The organism is Pseudomonas sp. GL-R-19 (assembly GCF_019956375.1).
GTDB lineage: Bacteria > Pseudomonadota > Gammaproteobacteria > Pseudomonadales > Pseudomonadaceae > Aquipseudomonas.
The window spans coordinates 39,056-59,456 of sequence record NZ_JAHBDJ010000044.1 but is presented as its reverse complement, the minus strand read 5'-3'; the positions used below and the strand labels follow the sequence as shown (position 1 = coordinate 59,456).

At 60.4% G+C, this 20,401-nt stretch carries 16 protein-coding genes; 7 read left to right on the top strand and 9 right to left on the bottom strand.

The window, feature by feature from the left end:
- Positions 1-251: 251 nt before the first annotated feature.
- The 3 genes from KGA83_RS21120 to KGA83_RS21110 all read right to left on the bottom strand — a co-directional run bounded on the left by KGA83_RS21120 (position 252) and on the right by KGA83_RS21110 (position 7,426).
- Positions 252-1,625, bottom strand: a complete 1,374-nt coding sequence (locus tag KGA83_RS21120) for a DUF3999 domain-containing protein (RefSeq protein ID WP_223530779.1) — start codon at positions 1,623-1,625, stop codon at positions 252-254.
- On the bottom strand, positions 1,622-4,813 hold the full coding sequence (locus KGA83_RS21115; RefSeq protein WP_223530777.1) for a DUF2339 domain-containing protein: 3,192 nt from the start codon (positions 4,811-4,813) through the stop codon (positions 1,622-1,624). Before KGA83_RS21115 ends, KGA83_RS21120 begins: the two co-directional genes overlap by 4 nt.
- 162 nt (positions 4,814-4,975) lie before the next feature.
- Complete coding sequence (locus tag KGA83_RS21110) at positions 4,976-7,426, bottom strand: glycogen/starch/alpha-glucan phosphorylase (RefSeq protein ID WP_108216196.1); 2,451 nt, start codon at positions 7,424-7,426, stop codon at positions 4,976-4,978.
- 255 nt (positions 7,427-7,681) lie between these two features.
- Between KGA83_RS21110 and KGA83_RS21105 the strand changes: the two genes are divergently transcribed.
- Positions 7,682-8,119, top strand: a complete 438-nt coding sequence (locus KGA83_RS21105) for a YkgJ family cysteine cluster protein (RefSeq protein WP_108216195.1) — start codon at positions 7,682-7,684, stop codon at positions 8,117-8,119.
- Positions 8,120-8,312: 193 nt separating this feature from the next.
- Here the strand turns inward: KGA83_RS21105 and typA are convergent, their stop codons facing one another.
- A complete protein-coding gene (gene typA, locus KGA83_RS21100; RefSeq protein WP_046041316.1) occupies positions 8,313-10,133 on the bottom strand; it encodes a translational GTPase TypA in 1,821 nt (606 codons plus the stop codon).
- Positions 10,134-10,272: 139 nt separating this feature from the next.
- Entirely contained in the window at positions 10,273-11,727 is a 1,455-nt protein-coding gene (gene thiI, locus KGA83_RS21095; RefSeq protein ID WP_108216194.1) for a tRNA uracil 4-sulfurtransferase ThiI, read from the bottom strand.
- 329 nt (positions 11,728-12,056) lie between these two features.
- Here thiI and glnA point away from each other — a divergent pair, with 329 nt between their 5' ends.
- From glnA to ntrC, 5 genes are all read left to right on the top strand, one after another.
- Positions 12,057-13,463, top strand: a complete 1,407-nt coding sequence (gene glnA, locus KGA83_RS21090) for a type I glutamate--ammonia ligase (protein ID WP_008002929.1) — start codon at positions 12,057-12,059, stop codon at positions 13,461-13,463.
- A gap of 211 nt (positions 13,464-13,674) precedes the next feature.
- On the top strand, positions 13,675-14,190 hold the full coding sequence (locus KGA83_RS21085) for a DUF4124 domain-containing protein (protein ID WP_108216192.1): 516 nt from the start codon (positions 13,675-13,677) through the stop codon (positions 14,188-14,190).
- Entirely contained in the window at positions 14,187-14,807 is a 621-nt protein-coding gene (locus tag KGA83_RS21080) for a DUF4124 domain-containing protein (RefSeq protein WP_108216191.1), read from the top strand. The genes KGA83_RS21085 and KGA83_RS21080 overlap by 4 nt, the downstream gene beginning before the upstream one ends.
- 231 nt (positions 14,808-15,038) lie before the next feature.
- On the top strand, positions 15,039-16,124 hold the full coding sequence (gene glnL / locus KGA83_RS21075) for a nitrogen regulation protein NR(II) (RefSeq protein WP_057712404.1): 1,086 nt from the start codon (positions 15,039-15,041) through the stop codon (positions 16,122-16,124).
- A complete protein-coding gene (gene ntrC, locus KGA83_RS21070) occupies positions 16,121-17,557 on the top strand; it encodes a nitrogen regulation protein NR(I) (RefSeq protein WP_108216190.1) in 1,437 nt (478 codons plus the stop codon). The genes glnL and ntrC overlap by 4 nt, the downstream gene beginning before the upstream one ends.
- Before the next feature lie 555 nt (positions 17,558-18,112).
- Here ntrC and KGA83_RS21065 read toward each other — a convergent pair.
- Positions 18,113-18,553, bottom strand: a complete 441-nt coding sequence (locus KGA83_RS21065) for a hypothetical protein (RefSeq protein ID WP_177413226.1) — start codon at positions 18,551-18,553, stop codon at positions 18,113-18,115.
- Between KGA83_RS21065 and trmL the strand changes: the two genes are divergently transcribed.
- Complete coding sequence (gene trmL, locus KGA83_RS21060; protein WP_090452600.1) at positions 18,552-19,007, top strand: tRNA (uridine(34)/cytosine(34)/5-carboxymethylaminomethyluridine(34)-2'-O)-methyltransferase TrmL; 456 nt, start codon at positions 18,552-18,554, stop codon at positions 19,005-19,007. The two genes, KGA83_RS21065 and trmL, sit on opposite strands and share 2 nt — an antisense overlap.
- Positions 19,008-19,103: 96 nt before the next feature.
- Here trmL and secB read toward each other — a convergent pair whose 3' ends face one another.
- Genes secB through KGA83_RS21045 form a run of 3 tightly spaced genes read right to left on the bottom strand, consistent with a single transcriptional unit; the run spans position 19,104 to position 20,315 of the window.
- On the bottom strand, positions 19,104-19,589 hold the full coding sequence (secB, locus tag KGA83_RS21055; RefSeq protein WP_108216189.1) for a protein-export chaperone SecB: 486 nt from the start codon (positions 19,587-19,589) through the stop codon (positions 19,104-19,106).
- A gap of 56 nt (positions 19,590-19,645) precedes the next feature.
- Positions 19,646-19,900, bottom strand: a complete 255-nt coding sequence (gene grxC / locus KGA83_RS21050; RefSeq protein WP_108216188.1) for a glutaredoxin 3 — start codon at positions 19,898-19,900, stop codon at positions 19,646-19,648.
- Between the two features lies 1 nt (position 19,901).
- Positions 19,902-20,315 (bottom strand): rhodanese-like domain-containing protein, encoded by a 414-nt coding sequence (locus KGA83_RS21045; protein WP_108216187.1) that lies wholly within the window; start codon positions 20,313-20,315, stop codon positions 19,902-19,904.
- Between the last annotated feature and the right edge of the window lie 86 nt (positions 20,316-20,401).

Below are 20,401 nucleotides of genomic sequence, written 5' to 3'. Positions count from 1 at the left end.
GGCTAAAAACCCGCGCAGTTTAGCGCGAGTCGGGGCGCATTTCCTCCTATCAGACGTGATCGGCCGAAGAGAGTTCATGCGCGGGGATGAGCGTAGTTGGAAATGGGCTGGGTGTGAGCCTGGGAACTGCGGTCATTTCGGCATTTTCAGTGGTCGGGCGAACGCTTTCGCGAGCAGGCTCGCTCCCACATTTTGAACGCGTACTCCTGTGGGAGCGAGCCTGCTCGCGATCCGGTGCGCAGCACCCACTTTCAGGATTTGGCAGGTGGCTTGCGCAACAAACTGAACGCCATCGCCGCCAGGAACACCACACTGAGCAACAACACCGCCCACAAGCCGATTTTTTTCCAGTTGGTGTCGATCGTCGCAGACGTGGTGACCGTCGACGGCTTCGTCGCCACCGCCCCGACATCCACCATGGCCCGGCCCAGGGTCGCGAGCTTCTCCGGGCTGTAATCCGGAATCAGCGTCGACAGCGGCAAGTTCGCCGCCTTCGCCGTCGCATTCCCCACGACCAACGTGTAAGGCCCCGGCCCGCGCGCCAGGAACACCAGTTGCGTGGCGCGCACGGCAAACTTCAGCGTCGGCGCCTGATCACCCAGGCCACCGCCGCGTTCGTCTACGGTCAGTTTCAATTGCTGGACTATTTGCCCTGACAACGGCAATTCGTTTTGCACCACGTCCTCACCGTTCTGGGTCAGGCGATAGAGCAAACCGCTGCCCAACGGCTGCCATGGCAGGCTGCTGTCGCGCCGACCGGCCAGGCTCACCGGCGCCAGGCTGCCGGGCTGGCTCAGCTCGACCTGCACTCGCTCGACATTCAGCCCCATCGGCAACTGCCAGGTGTACTCACCCGCCTTCGTGCTGCTGCCGGCCAACGCCTGGGACCAGACCAACGACAGCGGCAGGCTGCGGGTACTGGCGCTTTGCAGTTGCGCCGAAGTCAGCGTCGGTGCCGAATGCGGTGTAATCCACAGCAAACGCAGGTAGCGCGCCGACTGGCCCGGCAGGTTGACTTCATGCTGCTCGACCCGCTCGTCGGCAAAGGTCAGGCGCGCCACCTGCCCTTCGCCCCAGAACTGCCAATGCTGTAAATCGTCGCTGGCTTCGAGGGTGAAACGCTGGAAGCCGTCGCGCTCGCTGGTCCAGTCGAGAATCAATTGCTGCAACGGCGCCTTGATCGCGGAAGCGTCGAGCAACCAGCCGCGCAACTCCTCCTCACCCGCCTCCAGCTGACTGGAGGGCTGCACCTCGACCAAGGTGCCGTTGGCGCTCGATTGCACCCGTACGCTCGGCGCGGTTTCAGTGGCGTCCACCGAGTTGTACAGCGCAAACCTTTTCACCTCGTTCAAGGTGCGCGTTTCACTGCTCTGCGCCGACTGCCGGGCCAGGGCATAAGCCTGAACATCACCGACGGCGTTGAACACCCGCAGATCGCTCAGGTCGGCCTGGCGTGCATTCAGTTGTACGTTCAGGGGCAGTTCAAGGCGGTACCAAGGGCCTTCGCCCGATACCGACAAGGGCACTTGGGTGGTGAAATCCGCCGGTTTTTCCTGGGCAACCGCCGACAACACCACACCCATGGCAACAGCGCCCAGCCACCCCAGGTTCAGCTTCTGACTCAAGATGACACTCCTTCGGATTCCGCGAGCGGTTTCCCGGTATCCGGCACAGCGTCGGCGCGCTTGGGCGGCAGCGGGGCGAAATAGCCCACCACCAGCAGCAACACGCCGACTCCGATAAACGACACGATCCGCGCCAGCCCGCCGCGATTGCTCAATTCGACAAAGAACAGCTTGGCCACGACCACGCCGATCAAGGCGGCACCGATCAGCCAGACTTCGCGGCGGCGACGCAAATGGCCGCCGATCATCAGGCTCAGGGCCATCAGGGTCCAGACGATGGACAGGCCAGCTTGCACCCGCATCGACGCCAGCAACAGATCCAGCTCGAACGGCACCCCGCTCCAATGGTGCGCCGTGCGCATCACCAATGCAGTAAAGAACACGAACAGCGAGGCGCCGGTGACCCCTTGCGTGGCGATGGCGACGTAATCCTCGCGGACCGCCAGTTGTGTCATGGCACTGCGGGACCAGACATAGACGCCGAACAGCGCGAACAACAGGCCGAGCTCCAGCGGGTTGATCAATGGCACGTAAGGCAGTGGCTCGGCGTTGCCGTCACTGGCGACATTCGCCAGCCAGAACCAGCCGAGCATCAGCAACGCCAGTGGTGCAGCGGCGTATACACGGTATTCCCTCGAATATGTCGACACCGGCCAAGGCCACACGCGAGGTGCCGCCATCGACACCAGATACAGACTTGGCAGAATCGCCCAGCCCAACCAGCGCCAGACGTTGTATTGCTCGGACAACACCAGCAAGGCGTAACGCAGTTCCAGAGCCAGCACCCCCATCAACAGCCAACAGCCGAGCACATGGGCGACGCTCAGCACGCGCGCCGGCAGCATGGGCGCCAGACGCCGCAGGGACATGAAATGCACGACGAACACGGCGGCCCACGCCAGCCAGCCGACGTTGGCCGCCGGGTGATAACGCGAGTGCCAGGCCGCCAGCAGCACCAGCGCCGCCGCGGGAATCAACGCCGTGCAGAGCACGCCCAGTGACGGCCAACTCAGGCGCTGTGCCAATACCGTCCACAGCGCGACACTCACGGCAGCCATGCTCAATAAAAAAGTCGCCTGCATCGGCAACGACGCGAAATGCAGCACCTCGATGACCCAGGCCAACGCCCACCAGCCTGCGCCCCACACCAGCAACGCCTGGGACAATCGCAACAGACTCAGCCCTTCGAACGCTCCGAGCGAATGCCCCATCTGCAAACGCCAAGCCCCGACCATCGCGGCCAGCCCCAGCACCAGCGGCGCCCAGAACTCGCCATGGGCCAAGGGGATCACCCCTTCACTGAACTGCGGCCCCGTCGCCAGGAACAGCGCGCCACCCAACAGTTGCACAGCGAGCGCGGTGAACACGAACGTGCGCGATGGCAGGCGCAGGCCAACCAACAACGTCAGCGCCCCGGCCAAGGCCCAACTGATCACCGTGCCGTGACTGAAGAAAAACAGCGGTGCCAGCAAATAGAGAAACGCCAGCCCGAGGCAAGCCAGGACTGGCAGGCCTATCAGCTCCCAAGGCCTGATCTGCTCCGGCAAGGCTTTGCGTAACTGGTAGAAGCTGAACAACAACGCGACACCCAACAACAGCGCGCCTAATGGCACACCGCCGAGCAGGCTGCTCTCGCTGCTGTGCAACTCGCTGAGAAACGCCAGCGCCGACCCCAGTTGCAGGAGCAAGGCAAAGGCCCGGGCCAGGGGCCTTTGCTGACGCAGACCGAGCCAGAAGATCCCCGCGCCTTCCACCGCCCACGCCGCCGTCGTCCAGCGCGCATCGAGCCCCAGCGGAATCGCCAGACTGGCGAAGATCACCCCCAAGGCCAGGCAGGTTTCCCCCAGCAACAGCGTGCGCCCGGCCATCAGCCAACGGGCGAGCCCCATGTAAATCATGCCCAGCGTCAAGGCACTGAACGCCGCAGCGAATTCCAGATGCTGCACCAGTGCGAACTGCAAGCCGAAACCCACCAGCGGCGGGCCGAACAGCAGCGTGCCGTCGACGTAGTCACCCTTGCGCGCCGACCACTGCAGCAGCGCTTCGCGATTGCCCTCTGCCGGTGCATCGCTCATCGCCATCAACTTGCGCCGGGCGTACAACAGACCAATGGCCAGGTACATCAGGAAAAACACAATCAGGAACGGCTCGGTGCTCCACAGCAACTCCGGCGAGTAGGAGCGCAGGCCCCAGGCGAAACCGATGCCGAAGGTGCCGGTGAATCCGATGACGTTCAACAGCCGCCAGGCCTTGAACCAGGCAATGGCGAGGATGCCGGCATTGAGCAGGGCAAAGTAACTGAACAGCGCGACGTGGCTGCCGGCGCCGGTGGAGGCCAGGATGGGCGCGGCGAAGCCACCCAGTGCGGCAGCGGCGGCCAGCCCCAGGGAGTCCTGAGCAATGGCGAGAATCGCCGAACAGATCGTCACCGCCACCAGCAGGCCAAACGCCGCCGAGGGATCGAGCAACGGATGCAGGCGCATCGCGGCAAACACTGTCAGGTACAACACGGCGATCCCGGTGCCCTGCAAAATCAACGCGTAACTGCTGTTGCGGGCTCGTAACCACCAACCCAACCCGAGCAACCCCAAGGCTGCGGCCGCAACGCCTGCGTAGCGCAACTCAAGCGGCACCACCACGCCTTCGGTGGCATAGCGCAGCAGAAAGGCCAGACCGAGGAACAGCAGCACCACACCGACACGCAAGACGGTATTGCCGCCGAACAACCAGGCACGGGCGCGGCTGATGGCGCGGTCGATGAGGTTCGGGCCATGCGGGGGGATAGTCGATTGAGCTTCGCGAGCAGTCGGCTCGGGTTTCCAGGCATCGGCGATTTCGCTGGCCGCTGCGGGGATTGGCTCGAACTCGGGCGGCAGTTCCCAGATCAATTCCGGGGCTGTAGCAGGTGTTTCATCAAGGAGGGCTTCAGGCGATACCAGCGGTTCACGGGTTTGCGGCGCCTTGACGCCTGATGCTTCAAGCACTGCCAGCCGTTGCTCGACTGCTTGCAGCGCAACCTGTGCCTGTTCCAGCAAGCGCTGCTGCTCGGCTGCCCGAGCGTCCATGCGAGCCATGCGAACGGCCTGGCCGACACCCAATCCGAGTAACGCGCCCAGCAGTGCATCACTGAATGACTCGTCGAGTATCCAGCCGAGCACCAGCCCGATCAGCATGAAAATCCATTGCATGGCCGATATCCCTAAGCTCAATCCCGAAAGATTAGCGTAACCAGCGCCCAAAAGATCGCAGCCTTCGGCAGCTCCTACGCGATCCTGTAGGAGCTGCCGAAGGCTCGGGCCGCGTTCGGACGATCTTTTCCGGCGCGCCAGTATATCCACCAGCCTGAAGACTTACTCCAGCGCCTTCCAGATCTCCGTGGCGTACTCGCGAATGGTCCGGTCCGACGAGAACCAGCCCATCCGCGCCGTGTTCAACACCGCCGAACGCCACCACTGGTTCGAATCGTGCCAATGGTCTTCAACGCGCATCTGTGCGTTCCAGTACGAGTCGAAGTCGGCGCAGACCAGGAAGCGGTCATAATCTACCAACGAGTCGATCAGGTTGGTGTAACGGGACGGATCATCCGGCGAGAACACGCCGCTGCGAATCGCTTGCAGCACATCGTTGAGACGATGGGAGGCGGCGATATCCGGTGCCGCATTGAACTCATGGTTCTGTTTGCGCGCCTCGACCTGCTGTGCGCTGAGACCAAAGATAAACATGTGCTCGGTGCCGATGCGCTCGCTCATTTCCACGTTGGCCCCGTCCAGGGTACCGATGGTCAGCGCGCCGTTCAGGCCGAATTTCATGTTGCTGGTGCCTGACGCTTCGAAACCGGCGGTGGAGATCTGCTCGGACAAATCCGCCGCGGGAATGATGCTCTCCGCCAGGCTGACGTTGTAGTTGGGCAGGAACACCACTTTGAGCAAACCGCGCACGGTCGGGTCGTTGTTCACCACCCTGGCGATGTCGTTGGTCAGTTTGATGATCAGCTTGGCCTGGTGATAACTCGCGGCGGCCTTGCCGGCGAAGATTTTTACCCGTGGCACCCAGTCGATTTCCGGTTCCGCGCGAATCGCCTGGTACAACGCCACGGTGTGCATCAGGTTGAGCAACTGGCGTTTGTATTCGTGGATTCGCTTGACCTGCACGTCGAACATCGCCGCCGGGTTGACCGCGACGCCCAGCCGCTCATGAATCAGGTACGCCAGGGCTTTCTTGCTGTGCAGACGTTGCTCGGCAAATGCCTTGCGGAATGCATTTTTCTCGGCGAACGGCTCGAGGGCGAGCAAACGCGTTTCCGGGTTATCCAGCACTTCAGGCCCGAGGGTATCGACCAGCATCGAGGTCAGCTCGGGGTTGGCCTGGTACAGCCAGCGGCGGAAGGTAATACCGTTGGTCTTGTTGTTGATTCGCTCCGGGTACAATTTGTGCAGCTCAGAGAACACCGTTTGGCGCATCAGTTGCGTGTGCAACCCGGACACACCGTTGATGCTGTGGGAGCCGAGAAACGCCAGGTTGCCCATGCGCACCCGACGACCGTTGTCTTCCTCGATCAGCGACACCGCACGCAGCACGTCGAAATCATGGATGCCCTTGGCTCGCAGGGAGTCGATGTGCTGGGCGTTGATCAGGTAAATGATCTGCATGTGCCGTGGCAACATGCGTTCCATCAGGCCGACCGGCCAGGTTTCCAGCGCCTCGGGCAGCAATGTGTGGTTGGTGTAGGAGAGCGTATCGACCGTGACTTGCCACGCCGCATCCCATGCCACGTCATACACGTCGACCAGTTGCCGCATCAGTTCAGCCACGGCAATCGAGGGGTGAGTGTCGTTGAGCTGGATCGAAGCGTGATCGCCCAGGGTCAGCACCGAGGTGTGCATGTTGCGATGGCGGCGCAGCAAGTCCTGCAGGGACGCCGCGACGAAGAAGTATTCCTGGCGCAGGCGCAGTTCCTGGCCGGCCTCGGTGCTGTCCGCCGGGTACAGCACCCGGGAGATACTTTCGGCCCGGGCCACTTCGGCCACGGCGCCCAAGTGGTCGCCAGCGTTGAAACGCTCCAGGTGCAGTTCCTCCATGGCCCGGGCGCGCCACAAACGCAGCGTGTTGACACTCGCCCCGCGCCAGCCGACCACCGGCGTGTCGTAGGCAATGGCCCGCACGGTTTCCGCCGGATGCCAGACTTGCCTGGACTTGCCGTTTTCATCGGTCACGGTCTCGACACTGCCGCCAAAGCCGATCGGGTACACCACCTCCGGCCGCTCGAACTCCCACGGGTTGCCGAAATCCAGCCAGTGTTCGGTCTGCTCTTGCTGCCAGCCATCGACAATCGCCTGGCGGAACAACCCGTGCTCATAGCGGATGCCGTAGCCATGACCGGCGATGCCGAGGGTCGACATGCTTTCCAGGAAACACGCCGCCAGACGCCCGAGGCCGCCGTTGCCCAGGGCCGCATCGGGCTCCAGCAAGCGAATGCGCTCAAGGTCGACACCGAGTTCGGTCAGAGCTTCGCGGGCCACGTCGAGCAGGCCGAGGTTGCTCAGGCTGTCGAACAGCAGCCGACCGATGAGAAATTCCAGGGAGAGGTAATAAACGCGCTTCTGACCTTTGCGGTAGATCTGCCGCGTATGGTCCATCCAGTGCTCGACCATGTGGTCCCGCGCGGCCAGGGCAATGGCTTCGAACCAGTCATGGTCGAAGGCGTGATCCGGGTCTTTACCCACTGCATAAGTGAGTTTGGTCAAGACGGCGTCGCGGAATGCGGCCACCTCTGCTTCGCGAACAAGTGGTTCTTGAGTCATCGATAGGACCTCGAGCGAGCTTGAAGTTGTCTGAGCCTAGACGGTCTGACAGGCGGTAGAGGCTCTGGTTCGGCAGTTTTTCCAGTTAGTGCGAATCGGCTCGGCAATACATTGTCGTGTACCTGATTCAATGCAGGGGCCGTGCCGGATTAGCGGCTTATTGGCCGGCAGTGAAAAAATCTGGCGAAAGGTTGTTCAAAAATCCACCAGTCCCGGTATTATCGCGCGCCCTGATGCACACGCTGGTAACAAACGATGATGAAGCCGAACCTGATCGCTGCCGCAGAGATCGACCGCCTCGATACCTGGGCCAAGTACTCTGCCCCGATGTGCGGCTCGTGCATGTCCAGCTGCTGCACCCTGCCCGTCGAAGTCAAGATCAAGGACCTGATCCGCATCGGCGTGGTCGATGAATTCGAGCTGGGCGATCCGCCGAAGAACATCGCCAAACGCCTGCAAAAGGAAGGTTTGGTCGAGCGTTTCAACCAGAAGTCAGGAATCTTCACCCTCCAGCGCATGAGCAACAACGATTGCCTGTACCTGGATCGTAAGAGCCGTCTGTGCACTATTTATGAAAAGCGCCCGGATACCTGCCGCAACCACCCGAAAATCGGCCCGCGGCCGGGGTATTGTGCGTACAAGCCCAAGGAAGTGGAGCGCGAGCGGAGTTCGCGGAGTATCGAGCGGTTCTGATGTTTCCTGGAGTTTTCGGCGGCTGATCGGCCGCCATCGCGAGCAGGCTCGCTCCTACATTGGAATGCGTTTCCCTGTAGGAGCGAGCCTGCTCGCGAAGGGGCCCGCACAAACACCGCACAAATCGCAGACAAACAAAAACGCCCCCGGCCTTGCGGTCGGGGGCGTTTTTTTTGTCAGCTAACTAAATGACTTAGTTACCGGACTTCTTGGCAGCGCGGGTACGCTCGCTTTCGCCCAGGATCTTCTTGCGAAGACGGATGGACTTAGGCGTGACTTCACACAGCTCGTCTTCTTGTACGAATTCCAGAGCTTGCTCCAGAGTGAAGCGTACAGGCGGAACCAGAGCGATGGTTTCGTCTTTACCCGAAGCACGCATGTTGTCGAGCTTCTTGCCTTTGGTTGGGTTAACACCCAGGTCGTTGTCGCGGCTGTTCAGACCAACGATTTGACCTTCATAGATGTCCTGGCCGTGTTCGATGAACAGCTTGCCACGCGACTGCAGGGTTTCCAGCGAGTAGGTCAGTGCCTTACCGGTAGCAACCGATACCAGCACGCCGTTCTGACGGCCGGACATGTCACCGGACTTCATGGTGTCGTAACGGTCGAAGATCGAGGTCAGGATGCCTGCACCGGAGGTCAGGGTCAGGAACTCGTTACGGAAACCGATCAGACCACGGGCCGGGATGTTGTACTCAAGGCGCACACGGCCCTTGCCATCCGGAACCATGTTGGTCAGGTCGCCTTTACGGATACCGATCTGTTCCATGATCGCGCCCTGGGATTCTTCCGGCAGGTCGATGGTCACGTTTTCGTACGGTTCGTGCTTGACGCCATCAACCATACGGATGATCACTTCCGGACGACCAACACCCATTTCGAAGCCTTCGCGACGCATGGTTTCGATCAGTACCGAGAGGTGCAGCTCACCACGGCCGGAGACTTTGAACTTGTCGGCGGTGTCGCCTTCTTCAACGCGCAGAGCAACGTTGAACAGCAGTTCCTTGTCCAGACGTTCCTTGATGTTACGGCTGGTCACGAACTTGCCTTCTTTACCGCAGAAAGGCGAGTCGTTTACCTGGAAGGTCATGGAAACGGTTGGTTCGTCAACGGTCAGCGGCTTCATCGCTTCGACGTTCAGTGGGTCGCACAGGGTGTCGGAGATGAACAGCTGGTCGAAGCCACTGATGCAGACGATGTCGCCAGCCAAAGCTTCTTCAACGTCAATGCGGTGCAGGCCGTGGTGACCCATCAGCTTCAGGATACGACCGTTGCGCTTCTTGCCGTCAGCGTCGATAGCCACAACCGGGGTGTTCGGCTTGACGCGACCACGGGCGATACGGCCAACGCCGATCACACCCAGGAAGCTGTTGTAGTCCAGTGCGGAGATCTGCATCTGGAACGGACCGTCACGGTCGACTTTCGGCGCTGGTACGTTGTCGACGATCGACTGGTACAGCGGGGTCATGTCTTCAGCCATTTCGGTGTGGTCCAGACCGGCAATACCGTTCAGGGCCGAGGCGTAGACGACTTTGAAGTCCAGCTGTTCTTCGGTGGCACCCAGGTTGTCGAACAAGTCGAAGATCTGGTCCAGAACCCAGTCCGGACGCGCGCCTGGACGGTCAACCTTGTTGATCACCACGATTGGACGCAGGCCGGCTTCGAAAGCCTTCTTGGTCACGAAACGGGTTTGCGGCATAGGGCCGTCTTGAGCGTCAACCAGCAGCAGAACGGAGTCGACCATCGACATTACGCGTTCAACTTCGCCGCCGAAGTCGGCGTGGCCCGGGGTGTCCACGATGTTGATGTGGTAGCCGTTCCAGTTGATGGCGGTGTTTTTCGCCAGAATGGTAATACCGCGCTCTTTTTCCTGGTCGTTGGAGTCCATCACGCGCTCGTCGTTGAGCTCGTTGCGCTCCAGGGTGCCGGATTGACGCAGGAGTTTGTCTACCAGGGTGGTCTTACCATGGTCAACGTGGGCAATGATGGCGATGTTGCGTAGATTTTCGATCACTTGTGTATCTCGATCAGAGGATTCGGTGTGCTGACAAGTCTTGGCAGCGATTAACAGTAGCGTCCGTGAAAGCCGTTACAGCTTGACGGTGGCATCGGGGGGCCGGTGACGCAGGCCACAGGCAAACAGCCCCGGGCACTTAGCTCGGTCGATAAACGCGCACATTGGCATGCCCCTCACTGAGCAAATGGTGGGCATGCAGGCGACTCATCACGCCTTTGTCGCAATACAGCAGGTACTGGCGAGTAGGGTCCAGTTCCTTGAAACGAGCGTTCACTGCATAAAACGGCATCGTTTGTACCTCGATGCCAGCGAGCTCCAGCGGGTCGTCTTCAGCGGCATCCGGGTGGCGGATGTCGATGACGATCTGACCGGCCAGCGCTTCGCTGACTTCTTCAATCTGCAAGTCCTGGCCCAATTCGTCGATCACGCGATCGATCGGCACCAGCTTGGCGTTTTCGAGCGCACGCTCGAGTACCGCCATATCGAATTCTTTCTCTTCATGCTCGACGCGATAGCGCTTGGCCGCGGTCTTCGGATTGACCGAGATGACGCCGCAGTATTCCGGCATGTGCCGGGCGAAATCAGCGGTACCGATTTCGTTGGCCAGGTCGATGATGTCCTGCTTGTGGCTGGCGATCAGCGGACGCAAGACCAGCTTGTCGGTCACACAGTCGATCACGCTCAGGTTCGGCAACGTCTGGCTCGACACCTGGGAGATCGCCTCACCGGTGACCAGTGCGTCGATGTGCAGTCGATCGGCAATTTGGGACGCAGCGCGCAACATCATACGCTTCAATACTACGCCCATATGACTGTTATCGACTTTGCCGAGAATTTCGCCCAAAACTTCTTCGAACGGCACACTGACAAATAACACGCGTTGCGAGCTGCCGTACTTCTTCCAGATGAAATGCGCGACTTCCATGACGCCCAGTTCGTGGGCACGTCCGCCCAGATTGAAGAAGCAGAAGTGCGCCATCAGCCCACGGCGCATGATCTGGTAGGCCGCCACGGTGGAATCGAAGCCGCCGGACATCAGCACCAGCGTCTGCTCCAGGGCGCCCAGCGGATAACCGCCGATGCCGTTGTGCTGGCTGTGGATCACGAACAACCGTTGGTCGCGAACTTCGATGCGGACTTCGATTTCAGGCTTTTTCAGATCGATCCCGGCGGCGCCGCACTCGCGACGCAGCTTGCTGCCGACGTATTTTTCGACGTCCATCGAGCTGAACGGGTGCTTGCCCGCACGCTTGCAGCGCACCGAGAAAATCTTCCCGGCCAGCGCATCGCCGTAGTGCTGCCTGCACTTTTCGGTGATGTCGTCGAAGTCGCCCAGCGGGTACTCGTCGACCTGCAGAAAGTGCGCGATGCCCGGCATGCAGGTCAGGCGCTCACCCATCTCTTTCAAGGCTTTCGGGTCGGTGACGCGGGTTTCCAGCTCGAGATTGTCCCACACGCCGTTCACCACCACGGCCGGGTCCAGATCGCGGAGCACGGCGCGGATGTTTTTGGCCAACTGGCGGATAAATTTCGTCCGGACAGGTCGACTCTTGATGGTGATCTCGGGGAAGACTTTTACGATTAATTTCATGGAAACAGCGCGCGCAGGGCCTGCCGAAAAAGGGGGGCGCGGATTATAGCGGAAATTGCTCAAGGTTTAACCAGTTAATGTGCAGAAGGTTTGGCGCGCACCAAAACAGGTCATTTATTGGATTTGACGCCACATTACAGGGCGATATTTTCTGCTTTAAAGCGTAAAACAACCTCACAAGCGTGAATTTGGGGCAAAAAACCCATGCTGGGGCACTGGCATGCAATTTGCTCCCTTGTGAGGCAGGTTGCCTTGGCAGAGTATTCGCGCCGGCATCACCCACATTATAAGGGCATCCATTACTAGCCCGAAGCCACCCGGAGGACACTATGTCGAAGTCGGTTCAACTCATCAAAGATCATGACGTCAAGTGGATTGATCTGCGCTTCACGGACACCAAAGGCACTCAGCACCACGTGACCATGCCGGCTCGCGATGCGCTGGATGACGACTTCTTCGAAGTCGGCAAAATGTTCGACGGTTCCTCCATCGCTGGCTGGAAAGGCATCGAAGCTTCCGACATGATCCTGATGCCGGACGACTCCACCGCTGTTCTGGATCCGTTCACCGAAGAACCGACCCTGATCCTGGTCTGCGACATCATCGAGCCTTCGAGCATGCAAGGCTACGATCGCGACCCACGTGCGATCGCCAAGCGCGCCGAAGAGCACCTGAAAGCCACCGCTATCGGTGACACCGTATACGCCGGTCCAGAGCCAGAGTTCTTCATCTTCGACCAGGTGAAGTTCAAGTCCGACATTTCCGGCTCCATGTTCAAGATCTACTCTGAACAAGGTTCGTGGATGTCCGACCAGGACATCGAAGGCGGCAACAAAGGCCACCGTCCAGGCGTCAAAGGCGGCTACTTCCCGGTTCCGCCGTTCGACCACGACCACGAAATCCGTACCTCCATGTGCAACGCACTGGAAGAAATGGGCCTGACCGTCGAAGTTCACCACCACGAAGTGGCGACTGCCGGCCAGAACGAAATCGGCGTCAAGTTCAACACCCTGGTGAAGAAAGCCGACGAAACCCAAACTCTGAAATACGTTGTGCACAACGTAGCCGATGCCTACGGCCGTACCGCTACCTTCATGCCTAAGCCGCTGTACGGCGACAACGGCTCGGGTATGCACGTACACATGTCCATCTGGAAAGATGGCAAGAACACCTTCGCAGGTGAAGGCTATGCCGGCCTGTCCGACACCGCCCTGTACTTCATCGGCGGTATCATCAAGCACGGTAAGGCCCTGAACGGCTTCACCAACCCGGCGACCAACTCCTACAAGCGTCTGGTTCCAGGCTTCGAAGCTCCTGTGATGCTGGCCTACTCGGCTCGCAACCGTTCCGCTTCGATCCGCATTCCTTACGTGTCGAGCCCGAAAGCCCGCCGTATCGAAGCACGCTTCCCGGATCCGGCTGCCAACCCGTACCTGTGCTTCGCCGCACTGCTGATGGCTGGCCTGGACGGCATCCAGAACAAGATCCACCCTGGCGACGCTGCTGACAAAAACCTGTACGACCTGCCGCCTGAAGAGGCCAAAGAGATCCCACAAGTTTGCGGCAGCCTGAAAGAAGCCCTGGAAGAACTGGACAAAGGTCGTGCGTTCCTGACCAAAGGCGGCGTTTTCAGCGACGACTTCATCGACGCTTACATCGCCCTGAAAAGCGAAGAAGAAATCAAGGTACGTACCTTCGTACACCCACTGGAATACGAGCTGTACTACAGCTGCTGATCCGGTAGCGCCTGCGCAAGCGGCGTGACAAAAGAGAGGCCTCCTTCGGGAGGCCTTTTTTATGTGCACGATTCGATGGCTGATCTGTTTCCACAGGGGATTGAGGCGTCCGCCAGATCTCCGTGAATCATGCGCAAATGTTTAGCGACTTGGGCCAACCACCAACCCTGACCTATGCTGCAACCCTACGTTTTCGTTTCCGGTTGTTTTTATGGGTCGCGGTTTTCTCTTCATCCTGCTGCTGATCGTTCTGCCCGCCACGGCGCAGATCTACAAGTACACGGACGCCAACGGCGCCACCGCGTACAGCAATCAACCGCCTGACGGCGTCAGCGCCCATCCGGTCGACCTGCCGCCTCTCAACAGCGTCGAGCGCCAGCCTCCCGGCGAAGCCGCACCGACTGCTGAAACCGCTCGCAATGAACCGCCCCACAAGGCCTATGAAGTACTGGAGCTGTCCGGCCTGCCCACCACCGAAGCCCTGCGCGCCAACAACGGCACGTTCACCATAACGGTGCTGATCAAGCCGCGCCTGCAAGCCCCCCACCTGTTGCGGCTACTGCTGGACGATCAGCCCTACGGCCAGCCAGGCAATGTGCCGAGCCTGCAGCTGGTGAACATCGATCGCGGCGAACACCGCCTTGCCGTACAAGTGATCGATGGCGGAAACGTTGTGCAGCAGAGCCCTGCGGTGACATTCACCGTACAGCGGGTGCACAAGCCTTGAAGGCGTGGCTACTGATCACCTGCCTGATCGCCCTGCCCGCCTCGGCAGAGGTCTTCATGTATGTCGACGCTCAGGGCAATCGGGTTTTCACCGACCATCCCAAACCCGGCGACGCCAGGCGCGTACCGCTGGCACCGAGCAATCGAATAGCGGCCAACCCCGCCCGCGCAGCGCCGTTGATTGCCCGGAGCAGCCCTGAAGTACAAGCGCTGTTCCACTATGAAGTACTGCGCATCCTGATCCCGGAACCCGACGCCACCATCCGTAGCAACACCGGCGAAGTCATCGTCAGCGCCACCAACGAACCAGCCCTGCACCCCGGTCACCGCTACCGGTTGCTGCTCGACGGCCAGCCCATCGCCGAACCCGGCCTGAGTCCGGTGTTCCCGCTGAGCAACCTCGATCGCGGCAGCCATACCCTGTCCGTGGAAATCCTCGACGAACAGGGACGCATCGTAGAACGCAGCGCCAGCCAGCCTTTCCACATGCAACGCATGTCTCTCACCCAGAAGCGCAGGATCAAACCCTGCACTCTCGAAGACTACGGCCAGCGGCCGGAATGCCCGCTCAGCGACAAACCCGGCGAAGAAAAAAATCCTTTCCTGAGACTTTTCTAACCTCGTTCAGGTTTGCGCACTATATTGGTGCAATTGCTTGCACCGTACTCACATTCCAACCCATTTTGGTTCGAAAGTACCCGCGAAAGCTGGCAAAGCGCCACGCAAACGAGCGTCAAACGCCTGTTTCAGGCGCTGAACGCTTCTTTTCGGAGCCTTGGTTTGGTTTTTGCATTTTGCCCGTACCAGCGCTTTTTTTCTTGCGCATGCTCTGCCCTAAAAGAGGTCCCGATGACCATTAGCGACGCACTCCACCGCTTGCTACTCGACAACCTCACCACTGCCACCATCCTGCTCGACGCCGAACTGCGCCTCGAGTACATGAACCCGGCGGCGGAGATGCTGCTGGCCATCAGCGGTCAACGCAGCCATGGGCAGTTCATCAGTGAGTTGTTTACCGAGTCGACCGAAGCGCTGAATTCGTTGCGCCAGGCCGTCGAACAAGCGCACCCGTTCACCAAACGCGAAGCCATGCTCACCGCCCTCACCGGCCAGACCCTGACTGTCGACTACGCGGTAACGCCGATCCTGAGCAACGGCGACACGATGCTGCTGCTCGAAGTCCACCCGCGTGACCGCTTGCTGCGGATCACCAAGGAAGAAGCACAGCTTTCCAAGCAAGAAACCAGCAAGATGCTGGTCCGCGGCCTGGCCCATGAAATCAAGAACCCGCTGGGCGGGATTCGCGGCGCGGCACAATTGCTGGCCCGGGAACTGCCGGAAGAAAGCCTGCGCGACTACACCAACGTCATCATCGAAGAAGCCGACCGCCTGCGTAACCTGGTGGACCGCATGCTCGGCTCCAACAAGTTGCCGTCGCTGGCCATGTGCAATGTCCACGAAGTGCTTGAGCGTGTCTGCCATCTGGTGGAGGCCGAAAGCCAGGGCTGCATCACCTTGGTGCGCGACTACGACCCAAGCATCCCCGACGTCCTGATCGACCGCGAGCAAATGATTCAGGCCGTGCTGAACATCGTGCGCAACGCCATGCAGGCCATCAGCAGCCAGAACGAACTGCGCCTGGGCCGCATCAGCCTGCGCACCCGCGCCATGCGCCAATTCACCATCGGCCACGTGCGTCATCGCCTGGTGACCAAGATCGAGATCATCGACAACGGTCCGGGCATCCCTGCAGAACTTCAGGAAACCATTTTCTTTCCCATGGTCAGCGGACGTCCGGACGGTACCGGACTGGGCCTGGCCATTACCCAGAACATCATCAGCCAGCACCAGGGCTTGATCGAATGTGACAGCCACCCCGGCCACACCACCTTCTCGATCTTTCTGCCACTGGAACAAGGAGCCACATCGACATGAGCCGTAGTGAAACCGTGTGGATCGTCGATGACGACCGTTCTATCCGTTGGGTCCTGGAAAAAGCCCTGCAGCAGGAAGGCATGACCACGCAAAGCTTCGACAGCGCCGATGGTGTGATGAGCCGCCTGGCTCGCCAGCAGCCGGACGTGATCATTTCCGATATCCGCATGCCCGGCGCCAGCGGCCTGGAGCTTCTGGCGCGGATTCGCGAGCAGCATCCACGACTGCCGGTCATCATCATGACCGCTCACTCCGACCTGGACAGCGCTGTCGCGTCCTATCAGGGCGGCGCTTTCGAGTACCTGCCCAAGCCGTTCGACGTCGACGAGGCGGTTTCCCTCGTCAAGCGCGCCAACCAGCACGCCCAGGAACAACAAGGCCTGGAAGTCGCCCCGACCCTGACCCGCACCCCGGAAATCATCGGCGAAGCGCCGGCGATGCAGGAAGTGTTTCGCGCCATCGGGCGCTTGAGCCACTCCAACATCACCGTACTGATCAACGGCGAATCGGGTACCGGTAAAGAGCTGGTGGCCCACGCCCTGCACCGTCACAGCCCGCGGGCAGCGTCGCCGTTCATCGCGCTGAACATGGCGGCGATCCCCAAAGACCTCATGGAATCCGAACTGTTCGGCCACGAGAAAGGCGCGTTCACCGGCGCGGCCAACCTGCGGCGCGGGCGCTTCGAACAGGCTGACGGCGGCACGCTGTTCCTCGATGAAATCGGCGACATGCCGGCCGACACCCAGACCCGGTTGCTTCGCGTACTGGCTGATGGCGAGTTTTACCGCGTCGGCGGTCATGTGCCGGTGAAGGTCGATGTGCGCATCATCGCTGCGACTCACCAGAATCTGGAAACCCTGGTGCATGCCGGAAAATTCCGTGAGGACCTGTTCCATCGCCTCAACGTGATCCGCATCCACATCCCGCGCCTGTCGGACCGTCGCGAAGACATCCCGACCCTGGCCAAGCACTTCCTCAGCCGCGCAGCCCAGGAGCTGGCCGTCGAGCCAAAGCTGCTGAAAAGCGAAACCGAGGAATACCTGAAGAACCTGCCGTGGCCCGGCAACGTGCGGCAGCTGGAGAACACCTGCCGCTGGATCACGGTGATGGCTTCAGGTCGCGAAGTGCATATCGGTGACCTGCCGCCGGAGCTGCTGAGCCTGCCGCAGGATTCGGCGCCCGTGACCAACTGGGAGCAGGCCCTGCGCCAGTGGGCCGACCAGGCGCTGGCCCGCGGCCAGTCGAGCCTGCTCGACAGCGCCGTGCCGGCCTTCGAGCGGATCATGATCGAGACCGCGCTCAAACACACAGCCGGCCGCCGTCGCGATGCCGCCGTGTTGCTGGGCTGGGGGCGCAACACCTTGACCCGCAAGATCAAGGAACTGGGGATGAAGGTGGATGGTGGGGATGATGATGAGGGGGATGAGGGCTAAACAGCCTTTGTTTCTTCGCTGACCGTTAGGCCCAATCGCGAGCAGGCTCGCTCCTACAGTGGATTTTCGGTGTTTTCACTATCGTGTAGACACCATCGAACCCTGTAGGAGCGAGCCTGCTCGCGATGCTTTTGGGGTTATCTGTGCACCGCCGCAATGCACCGTGAACCGCAATCGCGCACAAAAACAGCGTCGAAACCCTACCTGCGTTCGCAATCGAACCCCTATCGAAAAAACACGAAAGCCCCGGATTACGGGGCTTTCGGCGTTTTTAGGCGTTTTTTGTTTCGCACTGTTAAAACCTGGCACGCCCCCTGCATTAACCCTATCAAGTGAACCAGTTCACCTACCCGGTTTCGGGGACCTTGGTACAGGCAGGCCGGGGATTCCCCTCTTTACACCGGGCTCACACCGCATCCGCGACGAGCCCAGCCGTTTGGGGCCCTTGATACAGGCAGGTCAGGGGTTCCTTCTTTACACCAGGCTCACACCGCATTCGCGACGAGCCTCCCGTTTTGGGGACCTTGGTACAGGCAGGCCGGGGATTCCCCTCTTTTATTGCTCCCGGAGATGGATCTCCAGCCGCCAGCGGTCATCGACCTCGCTACCGGCCCACTCGCCCTGCAGGGGGCGGGCCGCCACCAGTGTCAGCAACAGCCCCCCATCGCTCAAACGTACCCGCCAGTTCACGTCCTTGCCGCCGAGCTTGAGCTGGCCTTTCTGCGCCTTGCCCTCGGCGCCAAACAGCAGCGCGACACTGCCATCAACCATCTCGCCGTGGGTCTTGGGCTCGTTGTTGAACCACACCACCAGCCCGTCGCTCGTCACCTCAACCTGCTGCAACTGGCTGGGGTCTGGCGTGGTCAGGCGACCGATCATCATCCCGACCATTACCCCGACAATCGCCAGCGAGCCCATCACCCGCAGGAATAGTTTCGAACGCTCGCCTTCTGGCGGCGTAGAATGCGCGTCATCTTTACCTTCGGAGCCGTGCATGTTTCACGTCATCCTTTTCCAACCAGAAATTCCGCCGAATACCGGCAACGTTATCAGGCTGTGCGCCAACAGTGGCTGCCACCTGCATTTGATCGAACCGCTGGGCTTCGAGATGGACGACAAGCGCCTGCGCCGGGCCGGCCTCGATTACCACGAGTATGCCACCCTGCAACGCCACGCGGACCTTGCCAGCTGCCTGGAAAGCCTCGGCCATCCACGACTGTTCGCCTTCACCACCAAGGGTTCGCGGCCGTTCCACGATGCCAGCTTCGCCCCGGGCGATGCGTTCCTGTTCGGCCCGGAAAGCCGAGGCTTGCCCGCTGAGGTGCTGGATGCCCTGCCCGGCGAGCAACGCCTGCGCCTGCCGATGCGCGAGGGCTGCCGCAGCCTGAATCTGTCCAATACCGTGGCGGTGGCCGTTTACGAAGCCTGGCGTCAGAACGACTTCAAATAACACCACGACCCAATGTAGGAGCTGCCGCAGGTTTCGTTTGGCCCATGAAAAAAGCGCCGTCAAAGGCGCTTTTTTCATGGGCCAAACGAAGCTTTTTTATTGAACGGTCGGAGCGTCGCCCGAATCCTGCATGCGTTGCCGCTCTTGAGCGTACAGCGCATCGAAGTTTACCGGAGCCAGCATCAGCGCCGGGAACGAACCACGGGTCACCAGGCTGTCCAGCGCTTCGCGAGCGTACGGGAACAGGATGTTCGGGCAGAACGCACCCAGGGTGTGGCTCATCGAAGCGGCGTCCAGGTTCTTGATCAGGAAGATCCCGGCCTGCTGCACTTCAGCGATAAACGCCACTTCTTCGCTGTTTTTCACCGTGACCGACAGGGTCAGCACGACTTCGTGGAAGTCACCTTCCAGAGACGTTTGTTTAGTCTGCAGATCCAGAGCGACGCTCGGCTCCCACTGCTGGCGGAAGATCGCCGGGCTTTTCGGAGCTTCGAAGGACAGGTCACGCACATAAATGCGCTGCAAGGAGAATTGCGGTGCAGTTTCTTCTTCGGTCGCAGCAGTGTTCTGTTGGTCAGTCATCGCAGATCCTTCTTGATCCAGGGTTCTTTTAGGTTTGCTTGTTTGGGGTATTACCGTCAGGCCCTGAGCAGCGCGTCGAGCTTGCCGGCACGCTCCAGGGCGAACAAATCATCACAACCGCCCACGTGGGTGCTGCCGATCCAGATTTGCGGCACGGACGTACGCCCGGCCTTCTGGGCCATTGCAGCGCGCACCTGCGGCTTGCCATCGACCTTGATCTCTTCGAAGGCCACGCCTTTGTTCTCGAGCAGGTACTTGGCTCGCGAGCAGAAAGGGCAGTAATCGCTGGAATAGACGACGACGCTACTCATATCACTTCACCAGCGGCAGATTGTCGGCTTTCCAGCTGGAGATACCGCCGGACAGCTTGGCGGCGGTGAAGCCGGATTTCATCAGTTCGCGGGCGTGGGTGCCGGCGGTCTGGCCCATGGCGTCGACCAGGATGATGGTCTTGGCCTTGTGCTTTTCCAGTTCGCCAACGCGGGCGGCCAGTTTGTCCTGGGGAATGTTCAGCGCGCCGACTATGTGACCGGCGGCGAAATCCTTGGTTGGACGAATGTCGATCACCACGCCTGCGTCCTTGTTGACCAGTCCGGTCAATTCACCGGTGCTCAGGCTACGGCCGCCGCCCTGCATTTGATAGGCAATCAGCAACGCCAGCAGTACGACGAAGATACCGACGAGAATGTAGTGGTTAGTGGCGAATTCAATCAGGTGAGCAACCATCGAAGGAGGTTCCAGGGCGTTAAAATGTCGGCCAGTATACACAGCCACTATGGTGGGCCAAACCCCGTCCGGCGGTGACGTGGCAG

What these genes read in the sequence shown, in the direction of transcription:
- thiI (WP_108216194.1), bottom strand. Translation starts at nt 11,727, where the DNA reads ATGAAATTAATCGTAAAAGTCTTCCCCGAGATCACCATCAAGAGTCGA.
- KGA83_RS21065 (WP_177413226.1), bottom strand. Translation starts at nt 18,553, where the DNA reads ATGCACGGCTCCGAAGGTAAAGATGACGCGCATTCTACGCCGCCAGAA.
- KGA83_RS21110 (WP_108216196.1), bottom strand. Translation starts at nt 7,426, where the DNA reads ATGACTCAAGAACCACTTGTTCGCGAAGCAGAGGTGGCCGCATTCCGC.
- glnA (WP_008002929.1), top strand. Translation starts at nt 12,057, where the DNA reads ATGTCGAAGTCGGTTCAACTCATCAAAGATCATGACGTCAAGTGGATT.
- trmL (WP_090452600.1), top strand. Translation starts at nt 18,552, where the DNA reads ATGTTTCACGTCATCCTTTTCCAACCAGAAATTCCGCCGAATACCGGC.
- ntrC (WP_108216190.1), top strand. Translation starts at nt 16,121, where the DNA reads ATGAGCCGTAGTGAAACCGTGTGGATCGTCGATGACGACCGTTCTATC.
- grxC (WP_108216188.1), bottom strand. Translation starts at nt 19,900, where the DNA reads ATGAGTAGCGTCGTCGTCTATTCCAGCGATTACTGCCCTTTCTGCTCG.
- KGA83_RS21105 (WP_108216195.1), top strand. Translation starts at nt 7,682, where the DNA reads ATGATGAAGCCGAACCTGATCGCTGCCGCAGAGATCGACCGCCTCGAT.
- KGA83_RS21085 (WP_108216192.1), top strand. Translation starts at nt 13,675, where the DNA reads ATGGGTCGCGGTTTTCTCTTCATCCTGCTGCTGATCGTTCTGCCCGCC.
- KGA83_RS21115 (WP_223530777.1), bottom strand. Translation starts at nt 4,813, where the DNA reads ATGCAATGGATTTTCATGCTGATCGGGCTGGTGCTCGGCTGGATACTC.
- secB (WP_108216189.1), bottom strand. Translation starts at nt 19,589, where the DNA reads ATGACTGACCAACAGAACACTGCTGCGACCGAAGAAGAAACTGCACCG.
- KGA83_RS21045 (WP_108216187.1), bottom strand. Translation starts at nt 20,315, where the DNA reads ATGGTTGCTCACCTGATTGAATTCGCCACTAACCACTACATTCTCGTC.
- glnL (WP_057712404.1), top strand. Translation starts at nt 15,039, where the DNA reads ATGACCATTAGCGACGCACTCCACCGCTTGCTACTCGACAACCTCACC.